This is a genomic window from Azospirillum sp. A23 (assembly GCF_042938965.1).
Taxonomy (GTDB): Bacteria; Pseudomonadota; Alphaproteobacteria; order Azospirillales; family Azospirillaceae; genus Azospirillum; species Azospirillum melinis.
Genome location: NZ_CP170667.1, coordinates 2,514,451 through 2,529,204 on the forward strand (window position 1 = coordinate 2,514,451; position 14,754 = coordinate 2,529,204).

10 protein-coding genes are annotated in these 14,754 nt (G+C 70.8%); 5 read left to right on the forward strand and 5 right to left on the reverse strand.

The features are described from left to right. Window positions 1–17: 17 nt before the first annotated feature. The 3 genes from accD to trpB all read right to left on the reverse strand — a co-directional run bounded on the left by accD (window position 18) and on the right by trpB (window position 3,291). Complete coding sequence (gene accD, locus ABNQ40_RS29345) at window positions 18–1,064, reverse strand: acetyl-CoA carboxylase, carboxyltransferase subunit beta (protein ID WP_109490512.1); 1,047 nt, start codon at window positions 1,062–1,064, stop codon at window positions 18–20. A gap of 155 nt (window positions 1,065–1,219) precedes the next feature. Next, the gene (gene trpA, locus ABNQ40_RS29350; protein ID WP_109490511.1) at window positions 1,220–2,077 is read right to left on the reverse strand and encodes a tryptophan synthase subunit alpha; all 858 of its coding nucleotides are present in this window, start codon (window positions 2,075–2,077) and stop codon (window positions 1,220–1,222) included. Beyond that, the gene (gene trpB, locus ABNQ40_RS29355; protein WP_109490510.1) at window positions 2,074–3,291 is read right to left on the reverse strand and encodes a tryptophan synthase subunit beta; all 1,218 of its coding nucleotides are present in this window, start codon (window positions 3,289–3,291) and stop codon (window positions 2,074–2,076) included. The genes trpA and trpB overlap by 4 nt, the downstream gene beginning before the upstream one ends. Before the next feature lie 227 nt (window positions 3,292–3,518). Between trpB and ABNQ40_RS29360 the strand changes: the two genes are divergently transcribed. Next, the gene (locus ABNQ40_RS29360; protein WP_109490509.1) at window positions 3,519–4,391 is read left to right on the forward strand and encodes a response regulator; all 873 of its coding nucleotides are present in this window, start codon (window positions 3,519–3,521) and stop codon (window positions 4,389–4,391) included. Between the two features lie 30 nt (window positions 4,392–4,421). On the opposite strand, the gene ABNQ40_RS29365 is transcribed toward ABNQ40_RS29360, so the two are convergent. Together ABNQ40_RS29365 and ABNQ40_RS29370 are read right to left on the reverse strand one after the other, a co-directional pair. Beyond that, window positions 4,422–4,631 carry a cold-shock protein gene (locus tag ABNQ40_RS29365; RefSeq protein WP_098740770.1) on the reverse strand — a complete coding sequence of 70 codons (210 nt, stop codon included), beginning with the start codon at window positions 4,629–4,631 and terminating at the stop codon, window positions 4,422–4,424. Between the two features lie 336 nt (window positions 4,632–4,967). Continuing rightward, window positions 4,968–6,383 (reverse strand): sigma-54 dependent transcriptional regulator, encoded by a 1,416-nt coding sequence (locus ABNQ40_RS29370; RefSeq protein WP_109490508.1) that lies wholly within the window; start codon window positions 6,381–6,383, stop codon window positions 4,968–4,970. Between the two features lie 221 nt (window positions 6,384–6,604). Here ABNQ40_RS29370 and coaBC point away from each other — a divergent pair, with 221 nt between their 5' ends. The 4 genes from coaBC to ABNQ40_RS29390 all read left to right on the forward strand — a co-directional run bounded on the left by coaBC (window position 6,605) and on the right by ABNQ40_RS29390 (window position 14,745). Continuing rightward, a complete protein-coding gene (gene coaBC, locus ABNQ40_RS29375) occupies window positions 6,605–7,840 on the forward strand; it encodes a bifunctional phosphopantothenoylcysteine decarboxylase/phosphopantothenate--cysteine ligase CoaBC (RefSeq protein ID WP_109490507.1) in 1,236 nt (411 codons plus the stop codon). Window positions 7,841–7,887: 47 nt separating this feature from the next. Then, complete coding sequence (gene dut / locus ABNQ40_RS29380) at window positions 7,888–8,355, forward strand: dUTP diphosphatase (protein ID WP_109490506.1); 468 nt, start codon at window positions 7,888–7,890, stop codon at window positions 8,353–8,355. Between the two features lie 105 nt (window positions 8,356–8,460). Further along, window positions 8,461–12,276: an ATP-binding protein gene (locus ABNQ40_RS29385; protein WP_109490505.1), complete on the forward strand. Its 3,816-nt coding sequence runs from the start codon at window positions 8,461–8,463 to the stop codon at window positions 12,274–12,276. 174 nt (window positions 12,277–12,450) lie between these two features. Further along, a complete protein-coding gene (locus ABNQ40_RS29390) occupies window positions 12,451–14,745 on the forward strand; it encodes a PAS domain-containing sensor histidine kinase (protein ID WP_247880130.1) in 2,295 nt (764 codons plus the stop codon). The last annotated feature ends 9 nt before the right edge of the window (window positions 14,746–14,754 follow it).

A 14,754-nucleotide genomic window follows, 5' to 3' on the forward strand; every position in this document is an offset into this window, starting at 1 on the left:
CGCGGGGGTGTTGCCGGTCAGTCGTCGCCGGCCTGGACCGGCTCCGCCGCGGAGGCCGGCTGGGCCGCGGTCGCCTGGGTGGCAGGCGGCAGACCCGGCTGCGGCGTGCCCGGCTGGGCCACCGCCCCCTGAGGCAGCTGGGCCGGTTCGCCGCCGACGCCCTGGACTGCACCCTGGGCGGCGGTCAGGTCAAGATCCTCGACCACCGCGTCGATCCGCGGGGTCATCAGCAGGCCGATGGTGCGGACCAGCGTCGGGCGCAGGTCGCGGCGGTGGACGACCATGTCGACCATGCCGTGCTCCAGCAGATATTCGGAACGCTGGAAGCCTTCCGGCAGGGTCTCGCGGATCGTGCTCTCGATCACGCGGGCGCCGGCGAAGCCGATCTGCGCGCCCTTCTCGGCGATGTGGATGTCGCCCAGCATGGCGAAGCTGGCGGTGACGCCGCCGGTGGTCGGGTCGGTCAGCACCACGATGTAGGGCAGGCCGGCTTCCTTGACCATCTCCACCGCGATGGTGGTGCGCGGCATCTGCATCAGCGACAGGATGCCTTCCTGCATGCGGGCGCCGCCCGATGCCGGAACGACGATCAGCGGGGCGTTCTTCGCCACCGCCAGACGGGCGGCGGTCAGCAGCCCTTCGCCGACGGCGATGCCCATCGACCCGCCCATGAAGCCGAAGTCGAAGGCGGCGACCACGGCGGCATGGCCGCCGATGCGGCCCTCGCCGACGACGATGGCGTCGGTGCGGCCGGTCTTGGTCTGGGCTTCCTTCAGGCGGTCGGTGTAGCGCTTCTGATCGCGGAACTTCAGCGGGTCGGCAACCGACTTCGGCAGCTCGACACCCTCATAGGCGCCGTCGTCGAACATCGTCTCCAGCCGCTTGACCGGGCCGAGCCGCATGTGGAAGCCGCAATGCTGGCAGACGTGCAGGTTCTCTTCCAGCTCGCGGTGGAACAGCATCGACTCGCAGCTCGGGCACTTGTGCCAGAGGTTGTCGGGCACTTCCTTGCGGGCATAGAGCGCGCGGATCTTGGGGCGGACGTAGTTGGTAAGCCAGTTCATGGAACGCCTTTCAACGACATGGCGGTACGCCGAAGCCCGGCGGCGGCCGGACATCGGGTCCGTGCCGCACCGGGCTCTTCAGCCGGTCGTCGCCATGAGCGATCGTGTTGCAGGTGTCGTAAAGCGGTTTGCCGTCGTTGTAAACCGTCCGTCCCTCAGCCCCGCGCCGCGCGCACGCCCTTGGCCAGCTCGCCGACGAAGCCCAGAACGTCCTCGACCGTGCCCGGCTTGACGGCGCCGGCCCCGTCAACTCCATCGGCCAGCCCGTCGGCCAGACGGGTGACGATGGCGGAGCCGACCACGGCGGCATCGGCGACGCGGGCGACCTCGGCGGCCTGGTCCGGCGTCTTGATGCCGAAGCCGACGGCGACCGGCAGGTCGGTGTGGCGCTTCAGCCGGGCGACCGCCGCGTCGATGGCGGTGTTCGACGCGCTGGCGGTGCCGGTGATGCCGGCGATCGACACGTAATAGACGAAGCCCGAGGTGTTGCGCATCACGGCGGGCATGCGCGCCTCGTCGGTGGTCGGCGTCGTCAGGCGGACGAAGCTGACGCCGGCCTTCACCGCCGGCAGGCAAAGCTCCTCGTCCTCTTCCGGCGGCAGGTCGACGACGATCAGTCCGTCGACCCCGGCCTCGCGTGCGGCGGCCAGGAAGGGCTCCACCCCATAGGCATGGATCGGGTTGAAATAGCCCATCAGGATGATCGGGGTGTCGGCATCCAGCTTGCGGAAGCCGCGGACCATCTCCAGCGTCCTGCGCACCGTCATCCCAGACTTCAGCGCACGCAGCGAGGAGGCCTGGATCGCCGGACCGTCGGCCATCGGGTCGGTGAAGGGCATGCCCAGCTCGATCAGGTCGGCGCCGGCGGCCGGCAGGCCGTTCAGCACCGCCTGCGACACGACGGGATCGGGATCGCCGGCGGTGATGAAGGTGACCAGACCGGCGCGGCCTTCCGCCTTCAGCGCGGCAAAACGGCGGGCGATGCGGCCATCGGCCAAAATGTCGGCGCTCACAGTTCCACTCCCAGATGCTTGGCGACGGAGAAGATGTCCTTGTCGCCGCGGCCCGACAGGCACAGCACCATCAGGTGGTCCTTGGGCAGTTTCGGTGCGCGCTTGATCACCTCGGCAAGGCCGTGGGCGGACTCCAGCGCCGGGATGATGCCCTCGGTGCGGGCGCAGAGCTGGAAGGCGTCCAGCGCCTCCTGGTCGGTGGCATAGGCGTATTCGACGCGGCCCACGTCATGCAGCCAGCTGTGCTCCGGCCCGATGCCGGGATAGTCGAGGCCGGCGGAGATCGAATGGCCTTCCAGGATCTGGCCGTCCTCGTCCTGCAGCAGATAGGTGCGGTTGCCGTGCAGCACGCCGGGACGGCCGCCGTTGATCGAGGCGGCATGGTCGAGCGGCCCCTTCTCGATGCCGCGGCCGGCGGCCTCGACGCCGATCATCTGCACCGAGGGATCGTCGAGGAAGGGATGGAACAGGCCGATGGCGTTGGAGCCGCCGCCGACGCAGGCGACCAGGCTGTCGGGCAGCCGGCCTTCCAGTTCCTGCATCTGGGTGCGCACCTCGTCGCCGATCACCGACTGGAAATCGCGGACCATGGCGGGATAGGGGTGCGGGCCGGCGGCGGTGCCGATGATGTAGAAGGTGTCGGAGACGTTGGTGACCCAGTCGCGCAGCGCCTCGTTCATCGCGTCCTTCAGCGTGCCGCTGCCCGACGTCACCGGCCGGACTTCGGCGCCCAGCAGCTTCATGCGGAAGACGTTGGGCTGCTGGCGGGCGATGTCGGTCTCGCCCATGTAGATGACGCAGGGCATGTCGTAGAGCGCGCAGACCGTCGCGGTCGCCACGCCATGCTGGCCGGCGCCCGTCTCGGCGATGATGCGGGTCTTTCCCATGCGCCGGGCCAGCAGGATCTGGCCGATGCAGTTGTTGATCTTGTGCGCGCCGGTGTGGTTCAGCTCCTCGCGCTTGAAGTAGACCTTGGCGCCGCCCAGCCGTTCGGTCAGGCGTTCCGCGTAATAGAGCGGGTTGGGCCGGCCGACATACTGCTTCAACTGCTGGCGCATCTCCCCTTCGAAGGCGGGATCGGCGCGCGCGTCGCGATAGGCCTTCTCGACTTCCAGGATCAGGGGCATCAGCGTCTCGGCGACGAAGCGGCCGCCAAAGATTCCGAAATGCCCGCGCTCGTCGGGACCGGAGCGGTAGGTGTTCAGTTTGGTCATCGTCTGCGGCACTGCCTGAAGTCGAAGGGAAGCTGTTTGTCAGGTGGGCGGCATCGGGTCCGGACACCGGCCAAGCGCGACACCATACCGGCCGGACGCGCCGATTTGAAGCGCCGGACGGCGGATCTCCGTGAATACCACCCGTCCGCATACATGGAGCGGGGCTTTGCAGCGGCAAGGCCGCGCCCTATACACTGGCACCTTCCTCATTGCGGAGCATGCTTGCGATGACTGAGCGGACGCCGCCGTCGCTTCTCCCCACGGACGGTCAGCCGGCACCCTGCCGGATTCTGGTGGTGGAGGACAGTCCGCTGAACCAGATGCTGGTCACCGCCATCCTGGCGCAGGCCGGACACCGCGCCGACACCGCCGGCAACGGGCTGGAGGCGGTGATGGCGGCGCAGGCCGGCGGCTACGACCTGATCCTGATGGACCTGTCGATGCCGGAGATGGACGGGCTGACCGCCACCCGCCTGCTGCGCGAGCTGCCGGGGCCGGCCGGCCGGGTGCCGGTGGTGGCCATGACCGCCGACACCGACGAGGCCGACCGCGTCCGCTGCCAGAATGCCGGCATGAACGACCATGTCGCCAAGCCGGTCGACCGGGCGCAGTTGCTGGAGACGGTGGAGAAATGGCTGCGGGCCTCGGAATGGCGGGCCTCGGCGTCGCCGGACATGTCGGCCGGCTTCGGCCTCTGCGCGGCGGCGGCACCGGCGGCGGCGGGCGAGGTGCTGGACCGCGAGGTGCTGGCCCAGCTGGCGCAGGATCTGGATGCGGAGTTGCTGACCGACGTGCTGCGGCAGTTCGTGGAGGAAACCCGCGAACGGGTGGCGCGCATCGCCGGGGAGACCGACCGCGCCGTCCTGACGCGCGAGGCGCACACGCTGAAAAGCACCGCCGGGACCTTCGGCGCCAGCACCCTGTGCAGCGCCGCCCGCGCGCTGGAGATGGCGTGCCGGGCATCCCCGGCGGAGCGGGAAAGGTCCGGGACAAGCGATGGGGACGGGTCGGCGGACACGGTGGAAAGGCTGCGCGGCGAGATTCCCCGGCTGGCCGGGGATGCCATCGCGGCCTACCGCGCCGCCGGGTATCCGGTCTGACTGTATCCGGTCCGACTCAGCGCGGGTCCGTCACTCGACGACGCTGATGTTCACGGCGGAGTCCTTGCCGTTGTCGCCGCGGGCGACCTCGAACTGGACACGCTGGCCCTCCGACAGGGCATGCAGGCCGGAACGCTGAACCGCGGTGATGTGCACGAACACGTCCTTCGAACCGGCCTCCGGCGCGATGAAGCCGTAACCTTTGCTGGTGTTGAACCATTTTACGGTACCGTTGGTCATGGGCCTCCCCCTTAGTCACTGCGAGACAAGTCTTTGGCAAAACGGCTGGGTCCAAGATCGCCGGCATCGGCCGCGCCGTGAGGCCTGCCGGGCAAGCGGAACCAAGACATTGTGCGGGGAGGCTAGCCGCATGCTGTGGTTGCGGGCAATTCCATCTCACGGCATAGGACTAACGACGGCCAAATCCGGAGTGGAATTACGACCAAGGCGACGGAGCTTTGTCGAAGGGTATTAGCCCGTTTCTTGGCGGATTCCGGGCATGAGGCGGATTTTCTTGCCGAAATAAAGGGTTAGGTCGAAGCAGGTCTGACGCGTCGATCCGGTCGCCGGACGTGGCTACAGCTTCCCCTCGGCCTGCCAAGCCAGACGCTTGCGGTAGATCGTGGAGGCGCTGATCTGCAACAGGGCGGCGGCGCGCGGAATGTTGCCGTCACAGGCCGCGATGGCGTCCTCGATGGCATCCTTCTCGACCTCCCACAGCGGCTTGATGGCGTCGGGGGAGAGCGGGACATGGGGCCGCGGGGCTGCGGCGCCGCCGGCCGGCGCGGCGGCGGCCAGGACCTGCAACGGCTGCGGCGTGCCGAGAGGCGACGGCAGCATCTCGGGCGTCACGGTGTCGCCGTCATGCAGGACCGCGACGATGCGCACGACATTCTGCAATTGGCGGACGTTGCCCGGCCAGTGGTAGTGGCGCAGCGCATGTTCGGTCTGGGGCGAGAAGCGGGTGAAGCCCTTCTTCTCCTCCTTGGCGAACTCCGCCAGATAGTGGCGGGCGATCTCCAGCACGTCGTCCTCGCGCTCGCGCAGCGGCGGCAGATGGATGGGGATGACGTGCAGGCGGTAATAGAGGTCCTCGCGGAACCGCCCCTCCTCCACCTCGCGCAGCGGATCGCGGTTGGTGGCGCAGACGATGCGCAGGTCGACCTTCTCCAGCTTCGAGCCGCCCACGGGCGTGAAGGTGCCGGTCTGGATGAAGCGCAGCAGCTTGGTCTGGAGATCGGGCGCCAGCTCGCAGATCTCGTCCAGGAACAGGGTGCCGCCGTCGGCGCGCGCCGCCGCACCCTCGCGGTCGGACACCGCCCCGGTGAAGCTGCCCTTCACATGGCCGAAGATCTCGCTTTCCATGAGATCCTTCGGGATGGCGCCGCAGTTGATGGCGATGAAAGGGCGGGACGCGCGCTGGCTCTGGCGGTGGATCGCCTCGGCGCAGACCTCCTTGCCGGTGCCGGATTCGCCGGTGATGAAGACGGTGGCGCGCGACGACGCGGCGCTGTCGACGATGCGGTAGACCGCCTGCATCGCCAGCGACGAGCCGATGAAGCCGTGGTAGCGGGCGCGGTTCAGGTCCTTCTCGAAGGTGTCGACCAGCTGGGCCAGCCGCAGCCGCTCCATCGCGTTGCGGACCGTCACCACCAGCCGGTCGGCGGAGAAGGGCTTCACCAGGAAATCGTAGGCGCCGTAGCGCATCGCCTCGACCGCCGCCTTCACCGACCCGTGGGCGGTGATGACGATGACGGCGCAGGGCAACGCCTGGGCGTCGATGCGTTTCAGCACCTCCATCCCGTTCATGTCCGGCAGCTGCAAATCCAGCAGAACCACCATCGGCGCGCCGTCGTTCAGCTGCGCCAGCGCGTCGGCCCCGGTTTCCACCGAGATGACGGTGTGGGATTCCTTTTTCAGGTATTCCGCGTAGACACGGGCCAGCGAGGGCGTGTCTTCGATCAGCAGGACGGGGATGGAACCTGGCGGCATGCTGTGTGCGACACGCGAAGGTAGGGACGGGACGACTCCTATTGTCTAACAGATAATTCTGAAAATCCCACCCCTACGCGCATGCGTGCGGCCACGAACGGATCGAAATCTCCGCCGGACCGAATCTGTCGCGGCCCCGCCGCTTGCCGGGGGCGGCGCGATGAACTATCAGCAGCGGGCATGAGGCGTCGGGAAATGGGCGCCGGAAAGAGGGGGTTCGCATGGCCGATCACGCCATTCTGGCCGGCAAGCGCGTTCTGCTGGTCATCGCCGGCGGCATCGCCGCCTACAAGAGCCTGGAGCTGATCCGCCGCCTGCGCGAGCGCGGCGTGACGGTGCGCGCGGTGCTGACCGAGGCCGGCGCCCGCTTCGTCACCCCGTTGTCGGTACAGGCGCTGACCGAGGATACCGTCTACCGCGACCTGTGGTCGCTGACCGACGAGTCGGAGATGGGCCACATCCGCCTGTCGCGCGAGGCCGACCTGCTGGTGGTGGCGCCGGCCACCGCCAACCTGCTGGCGCGGATGGCCGCCGGCATGGCCGACGATCTGGCCGCCACCGTGCTGCTGGCCACCGACAAGCCGGTGCTGGTCGCCCCCGCCATGAATGTCCGCATGTGGCAGCATGCCGCGACCCAGGCCAACATGGCGCTGCTGGAAAGCCGCGGCGTGCTGCGCGTCGGCCCCAACGACGGGGTGATGGCCTGCAATGAATTCGGTCCGGGCCGCATGGCCGAGCCGATGGAGATCGTCGACGCCATCGCCGGCATCTTCGCGCAGGATGCCCATAGGCCTTTGTCCGGACGCCGCGCCATCGTCACCAGCGGCCCGACCCACGAGCCGATCGACCCGGTGCGCTACATCGCCAACCGCTCGTCGGGCAAGCAGGGGCACGCCATCGCCGCGGCGCTGGCGAAGCTGGGGGCGGCGGTGACGCTGGTCAGCGGCCCGACCCGCCTGCCCGACCCGGCCGGATGCAGCGTCGTCCATATCGAGACGGCGCGCGAGATGCTGGCGGCCTGCGAGGCCGCCTTGCCGGCCGACATCGCCGTCTGCGCCGCCGCGGTGGCGGACTGGCGCGTCGACGGCGCCGGCGACCGCAAGCTGAAGAAGGACGGCGGCGGCCCGCCGGCCCTGGCGCTGACCGAGAACCCCGACATCCTCGCCACCCTGTCCCGCCCCGGCGACCGCCGCCCGGCCCTGGTCGTCGGTTTCGCGGCGGAGACCGGCGACGTGCTGGCCTATGCCACCGCCAAACGCGCCCGCAAGGGCTGCGACTGGATCGTCGCCAACGACGTCTCCCCTGGCACCGGCACCTTCGGCGGTAGTGACAACACCGTCCACCTGATCCGTGCCGACGGGGTCGCGTCCTGGCCCACCATGGCCAAGGACGCCGTCGCCGCCCGGCTGGCCGAGGCGGTGGCGGAACACTTCACCAAGGATTTCAAGGCGAAGTAGCGTCTACCCGGCGCCCGTCCCGCCATCCGAACACGAGGAACCGTTCCATGTCTTCCACCCTGTCGCCCACCGTCGCCTTCCTCCGCCTGCCCGGCAACGACGACCTGCCGCTGCCCTCCTACGCGACCGATGGCGCCGCCGGCTTCGACCTGCGCGCCGCGGTGCCGGCGGACGGCCCCGTCACGCTGGAGCCCGGCAAGCGGGTGCTGGTGCCGACCGGTTTCGCCGTCGGGCTGCCGGCGGGGTGGGAGATGCAGATCAGGCCGCGTTCCGGGCTGGCGGTGAAGAACGGCGTCACCGTGCTGAACACGCCGGGCACCGTCGATTGCGACTATCGCGGGCCGGTCGGCGTCTGCCTGATCAATCTGGGCGAGGAGCCCTTCGCCATCGCCCGCGGCGACCGCATCGCCCAGGCGGTGATCGCCGAGGCGCCCCAGGCGGTGCTGGTCGAGGTCGCCTCGCTGGACGAGACCGCGCGGGGTGCCGGCGGCTTCGGGTCTACCGGCGTCGCCTGAACCGACTGGAAACCCGTCCCTGACTTCGCCCCACCCCTCCCCCGCTTTCTATGGCATGATCGCCAGGCCGATGGGGGTAGGTCGGCAGCGGGCGAGGGGGTGGGCATGCGGGGTCCCCGGCTGAACCTGGGGCGGAGCCTGAGGCTCAATCTGGGGCGGAGCGTGGCGTTCCGCATCCTGGCGGGGTTGACGGTCATCGGCGGGCTGGCCGCGGCGACCAGCGTCGTCGCCGTCTCGCTGTTCTCCCGCTTCCACCAAGGGTACGAGCAGATCGCCACCGCCAAGGTGCCGGGGCTGGTCGCCGCCGCCCAGCTGGTGCAGCAGAGCGGCGCCGTCGCCGCCATCGCCCCCGCCCTGGTCGCCGCCCAGGACCAGACCGCGCGCGAAGCGGTGATGGCACGGATGGGCGACCAGATCGTCCGGCTGGAGCAGTTGATGGCCCGGCTGATCGCCCATGGCGGCGCCGTGCGCTTCGCCGATCAGCCCGGCGGCAGGCCCGACGGCAACAGGGCAGATTTGGGCGAGCTGGACCGCCGCAAGAACGAGCTGGTCGGCACGCTGCTGACCCTGAACTCCCAGGTCCGGCAACAGCTGGCCCTGACCACCGAGACCAGCACCCGCGCCCAGGCGCTGGCCACCCTGACCGGCCGGCTGGGCGCCGCCGAGTCGCAGGAGGCCGAAGGCGCCTGGACCATGGAGTTGCGGGCCGGCTTGCCCGATGCCGAGGCGGCGGAGCGCAGCCGCGAGGCGCTGGAACGCTGGCGCCGCGAGCTGACCGGCGCGGCGACCACGCTGCTGGCGGCGCTGCGCGCCGACCGCGACAGCCAGTTGGACCGTCTCCAGGCCGACACCCGCACCGCGCTGGACAATGCCGCGGAGGCGCTGGCCCTGCTGCCGGCCGAACAGGCCGCCCGGCTGGAACCGTTGCAGCGCGAACTGGTGGAGCAGGCGTTCGGCCGCTCGCCCCTGTTCTCCCTGCGCGAGGCGGAGCTGTCGCTGCACCGGTCGATCAAGCGGTCGGCCGCGCGCAACCAGGCGGTCTCCGACCAGCTGGTCGGCATCGTCTCCGACTATTTCCTGGCGGTGGAGCAGGATGTCGCCCATCGGTCCGGCGAGTTCGAGCGGGTGATCCGCGACGGCGAGCGGGCGGTGATCGCCATGGCCGTGCTGTCGATCCTGGGCGCCGCCGCCATCTTCGCCTACATTCACCGCAATGTGGTGGCGCGGCTGCGCCGCCTGCGCAGCGCCATGCAGGCGGTGGAGACGGCCGGGCCGGCCGGAATGCCGGGCCTGACTCCGGGCCTGGCACCGGGCTCGATACCCGATCCGCTGTCCGATCTGGATCTGCCGGCCGCCACCCCGTCCGGCAGCCGGGACGAGATCGGCGAGATGGCGCGCGCGCTGTCCTATTTCGTCACCACCATCCGCGCCCGGGAAAGCGCGCTGGCCGACGGCGAGCGCCGGCTGCGCACCATCCTGGAACAGAGCCCGGTCGGCGTCTCCATCGGCCGTGCCGACGGCACCGTCGCCTTCGCCAACGCCCGCGCCGCCGAGCTGGCCGGCCGGCCGCTGGAGGATTTCGTCGGCAGCCGCCACGCGCTGGCCCTGCCCGGAGCCAGCATCAGCCGGGGCGGAACCGGCCAGGACTGGGAGGCGGAGAGCGGCGGCGTGCTGGTGCGCGATGCCGAGGTGGCGGTCGACCGCCCCGACGGCAGCCGGGTCTGGGCCTTGCAGACGCTCCAGCGCACCAGCTTCGAGGGCGAGCCGGCGGTGCTGGCCTGGAGCTACGACATCACCGCGCGCAAGCAGGCGGAGGAGGCGCTGCGCAGCGCCAAGGAGCAGGCGGAGATCGCCGCCCGGTCCAAGGCGGAATTCCTGGCGACGATGAGCCACGAGATCCGTACGCCGATGAACGGCGTCCTGGGCATGCTGGAGCTGATGGCCCTGACCCCGCTGGACGAGGAGCAGCGTACGCTGGTCTCGACCATGCGCGACAGCGGGGCGGCCTTGCTGCGGATCATCGACGACATCCTGGACCTGTCGAAGATCGAGGCGGGGAAGCTGGAGCTGGAGGAGCTGGAGCTGCGCCCGGCCGATCTGGTGGAGGGGGTGTCCGACCTGCTGGCGCCCCAGGCCCACCAAAAGGGGCTGGCGCTGATCTGCGCCATCGACCGGTCGGTGCCGGACCGGCTGCGCGGCGATTCCGGCCGGCTGCGCCAGATCCTGTTCAACCTGACCGGCAACGCCATCAAGTTCACCGACCGCGGCCGGGTGGTGCTGCGCGTCGGCACCGCGGCCCTGGACAACGACGCCCCCGTCAACGCCAATCCGGCCCGGCCGGACCATGTCCGCCTGCATGTGGCGGTGGAGGACACCGGGATCGGCATCGGGCCGGAGGGGCAGGCCCGGCTGTTCCAGCCCTTCAGCCAGGCCGACAGCTCCACCACCCGCCGGTTCGGCGGCACCGGGCTGGGGCTGGCGATCTGCACCCGGCTGATCGAGCGGATGGGCGGGCGGATCGGCGTCACTTCGGTGCCCGGTGCTGGATCCACCTTCTGGTTCACGGTGGAATTGCCGCGTGCGCCGGAGCCCCTGTCATCGCCCCTGCCCCCGGCACCGCTGGACGGCCTGCCGGTCCTCGTCGCCGACGAGGACGAGGTGCAGCGCGCGGTGCTGGCCTGCTATCTGGAGCAGGGCGGGGCGACGGTGACGATTTCCTCCTCGGTGGCCGATGCGGCATCGAAGCTGGGGCGGGGCGGCTTCGGGCTGCTGGTGACGACGACGGCGCTGGCCGGCCGGCTGGACCCGCTGGTTGGCGCCTGCGCTCCGGGATTGCCGCGGCTCCTGCTCGGCGACGGGCGGATAACGGGCGGTGGGGCGGCAGGCGGCGGCACGGCAGGCGGCGGGGCGGTCGCCTCTCCCCACACCGTTTCAGGGTCGGCGGCCGGGCTGGTGCAGCCGGTCCACCGCGCCGCCCTGATCCGCGCCGCGGCCACGCTGACCGGCCGCACGGCGCCGGATGCCGCCGGCGTGGAGCCGGCCGGCCAGCCGCCGGCACGCGGTGCCGATCCCGGTGCCGCAGCGCCCGGACCGGCGGACACCGCCGGCCACGGCCCCATCCTGGTGGCGGAGGACCATCCGACCAACCAGCAGGTCGTGCTGCGCCAGCTGCGCCGGCTGGGCTATGCGGCGGAACTGGCGGCCGACGGCGAGCAGGCGCTGGCGGCCTGGCGCGTCGGCCGGCACCGGTTGATCGTCACCGACTGCCACATGCCGGTGATGGACGGCTATGAGCTGGCCCGCCGCATCCGGGCGGAGGAGCGGGACGGGCGGCGGCGCACCTCCATCGTCGCCATGACCGCCAATGCCCTGTCCGGCGAGATGGAGCGCTGTCTGGCCGCCGGGATGGACGACTACCTCGCCAAGCCGGTGACGCTGGCGCAGCTGTCCCAGGTGCTGGGCCGCTGGCTGGAGGCCCGCCCCCCACCGGCGGAGGCACCGGCATCGGCTCTGGCCGCCGCGGAGGAGGCACTTCCGGTTCTCGACCTCGACCATGTGCGCGAAACCTTCGGCTGCACGGCGGAGAACGGCCTGGATGACGGCACGCTCGACATGATGGATTTCTTCATCGAGACGACGCGCCCGACGCTGGAGCGGGTGCGGCAGGCGCTCGACGCCGGCGACCGCGAGGAGGCGCGGGCCGCCGCCCACTCGGCTGCCGGGGCGGCGCGGACCGCCGGGGCGAAGGCGCTGGCCGCCGCCTGCACGGCGCTCGAACGCGCCGTCGTCGAGGGGCGTGAGACCGACATGGACCGCCATGCCCAGGCCATGGCTGCGGCCTTTCCCGAGGTCGAAAAGGCGATTTGCGCCCTGCGCCACACGAAAGAGACGGTGCCCAGCCCGGAAGAGAGCATGGCGTGACCGGACGTGTCGGAGCGAAATCTACCTGGGCGGGAACGGCAATCCGAAAAGACGCAAGGGTGACGGGTGTCGCTTGTCGGTGGGAAAGGGCTGAACTACTCTGCGCATCTTGAATCATTTTGACAGATTCAGCCGGGCAGTCACCAAGCGCCGGCAGTCCCGGGGGTGAAGAGCGTGGTCGGTCTCGCTGGCTTCTTTTGGAACAAGGAACCCCGGCGCCAAGCCGATCACGCCGCCACAGACCGCGACCGCTGGCGGGCGATGCTGGCCGCAGCCCCGCAGCCCTGGTGCGCCTGGACCGACCGGGGCGAGGGCCTTCTGTCCGACGAGGCGGCGGCCCTGCTGGGCATTTCCGATTGCGCTTCATTCGCCGATACCCTGACGGCACCCGACCTCGGCCCCGCCCTGGCCCGGCTGCGCCGCGACGGCGAGCCCTTCCGCTGCGAGGCGGTGGCCCCCGACGGGCGGCGGCTGTTGCTGACCGGCCGGCGCGGACGGGCGGGCGACACCCACTGCGACGTGGTGTGGATCGAGGATGTGACCGTCGCCCGCGACGCCGCCAAGGATGCCACGCAGCGCCAGGAACAGGCGGCCGGGGCGGCGCGCTCCCGCCTTGCCGATTTGCAGGCGATGGCCGATGCGCTGCCGCTGCCGGTGTGGATGCGCGACCGCTCGTTACGGCTGTCCTGGTGCAACCGCGCCTATGCCCGCGCCGTGGACGGCGATCCCGAAACGGTGGTGGCGGAGGGGCGGGAGCTGACCGCCACCGGCCGGGCGCTGGCCGAACGGGCGCGCAGCGGGGGCTTCGCCCAGTCCGACCGCGCCCCCGTGGTGATCGGCACCGAGCGCCGCCTGCTGGAGGTGACCGAGGCGCCGCTGCCGCTGACCGACGGCGGCGGCACGCTGGCGGTCGGCTACGCCCTCGACCTCACGCCGCTGGAGGAGCTGCGCGGCGAGCTGGACCGCCACCTGACCGCCCATGCCGAGGTGCTGGAGCGGCTGGGCACCGCCATCGCCATCTTCGGCCCCGACACCCGGCTGACCTTCTTCAACCAGGCCTATGCCCGGCTGTGGGACCTAGACGAGACGTGGCTGCGCACCGAGCCGACCAACGCCGAGCTGCTGGAGGAACTGCGCGCCCGCCGCCGCCTGCCGGAATATGCCGACTACCAGACCTTCAAGCGCGAGCGGCTGACCCGCTACACCCATCTGGTCGAGCCGGTGGAGGAGATGCTGCACCTGCCGGACGGCACCACGCTGCGCCATCTGGCGGCCCCGCATCCGCAGGGCGGGCTGATCACCATCCTGGAGGACGTGACCAACACGCTGGCGCTGGAATCCTCCTACAACACCCTGATGGCGGTGCAGCAGGAGACGCTGGACAATCTGGCGGAGGGCATCGCCGTGTTCGGCGGCGACGGCCGGCTGAAGCTGTCCAACCCGGCCTTCGCCCGCATCTGGGATCTGGAGGACTGCGACCTGCATGGCGAACCGCACATCGCCGACGTCATCGAGCGCATGCGCCCGCTGCTGGAGGTCGCGTCGGTTGACAGGGGGGCGGACAAGAGCGCCGACAGGCCGGGCGAGGCCGCCACCTGGGAGGCGGTGAAGGAGGAGCTGATCGGCGCCACGCTGGAGCGCAGCGTCCGCTCCGGCCGGGTGGAGCGCAGCGACGGGTCGGTGGTGGAGTTCTCCACCCTGCCGCTGCCCGACGGGGCGGTGCTGAACAGCTATCTCGACGTCACCGACGGCGCCCGGCTGGAGACGGCGCTGCGCGCCTCCAACGCCGCGCTGGAGGCCGCCGACCAGCTGAAGAGCGAGTTCATCGCCAACGTCTCCCACCATCTGCGCACGCCGCTGAACGGCATCATCGGCTTCGCCGAGGTGCTGGCGAACCAGTATTTCGGCGAGCTGAACGCCCGGCAGATGGAGTATGTCCGCAGCATGCTGGCCGCCGGCCAGCGCCTGCTGGAACTGATCGACGACGTGGTCGACCTGACCAGCCTGGGCGCCGGCGTCACCACGCTGGAGCGCGGGGCGATCAGCCTGCCCGACCTGCTCGACTCGGTGGCCGGCCTGACCCGCGAATGGGCGCGGCGCGAGGGGCTGCGGCTGGAGGTGGTGGCGCCGGACGCGCTGGGCGAGATGGAGGGCGACGGCAAGCGGCTGAAGCAGGCGCTGTTCACCCTGGTGGTGGGCGCCATCCGCAACCCGCCGCCCGACCGCCGCATCCGCCTTGCCGGCGAGCGGCTGAACGGCAGCATCACCCTGTCGGTCAGCGGCGCCGCCCCGCCCGATGCCGACCCGCAGGGAGCCGCGGCGCTCGGCGTTTCGCTGGCCCGCAACGTGGTGGAGCTGCATGGCGGCCGGCTGGAGCTGGACGAGACCGGCGGCCCCGGCTACCGCAGCGTCCATGTCCGCTGCATCATGCCGGTGCGGGCGCCGGCGAACGGGGTGAGGGCGGGGTGAGGGCCGGGT

What these genes read in the sequence shown, in the direction of transcription:
- accD (WP_109490512.1), bottom strand. Translation starts at nt 1,064, where the DNA reads ATGAACTGGCTTACCAACTACGTCCGCCCCAAGATCCGCGCGCTCTAT.
- trpB (WP_109490510.1), bottom strand. Translation starts at nt 3,291, where the DNA reads ATGACCAAACTGAACACCTACCGCTCCGGTCCCGACGAGCGCGGGCAT.
- ABNQ40_RS29360 (WP_109490509.1), top strand. Translation starts at nt 3,519, where the DNA reads ATGACTGAGCGGACGCCGCCGTCGCTTCTCCCCACGGACGGTCAGCCG.
- ABNQ40_RS29365 (WP_098740770.1), bottom strand. Translation starts at nt 4,631, where the DNA reads ATGACCAACGGTACCGTAAAATGGTTCAACACCAGCAAAGGTTACGGC.
- ABNQ40_RS29370 (WP_109490508.1), bottom strand. Translation starts at nt 6,383, where the DNA reads ATGCCGCCAGGTTCCATCCCCGTCCTGCTGATCGAAGACACGCCCTCG.
- coaBC (WP_109490507.1), top strand. Translation starts at nt 6,605, where the DNA reads ATGGCCGATCACGCCATTCTGGCCGGCAAGCGCGTTCTGCTGGTCATC.
- dut (WP_109490506.1), top strand. Translation starts at nt 7,888, where the DNA reads ATGTCTTCCACCCTGTCGCCCACCGTCGCCTTCCTCCGCCTGCCCGGC.
- ABNQ40_RS29385 (WP_109490505.1), top strand. Translation starts at nt 8,461, where the DNA reads ATGCGGGGTCCCCGGCTGAACCTGGGGCGGAGCCTGAGGCTCAATCTG.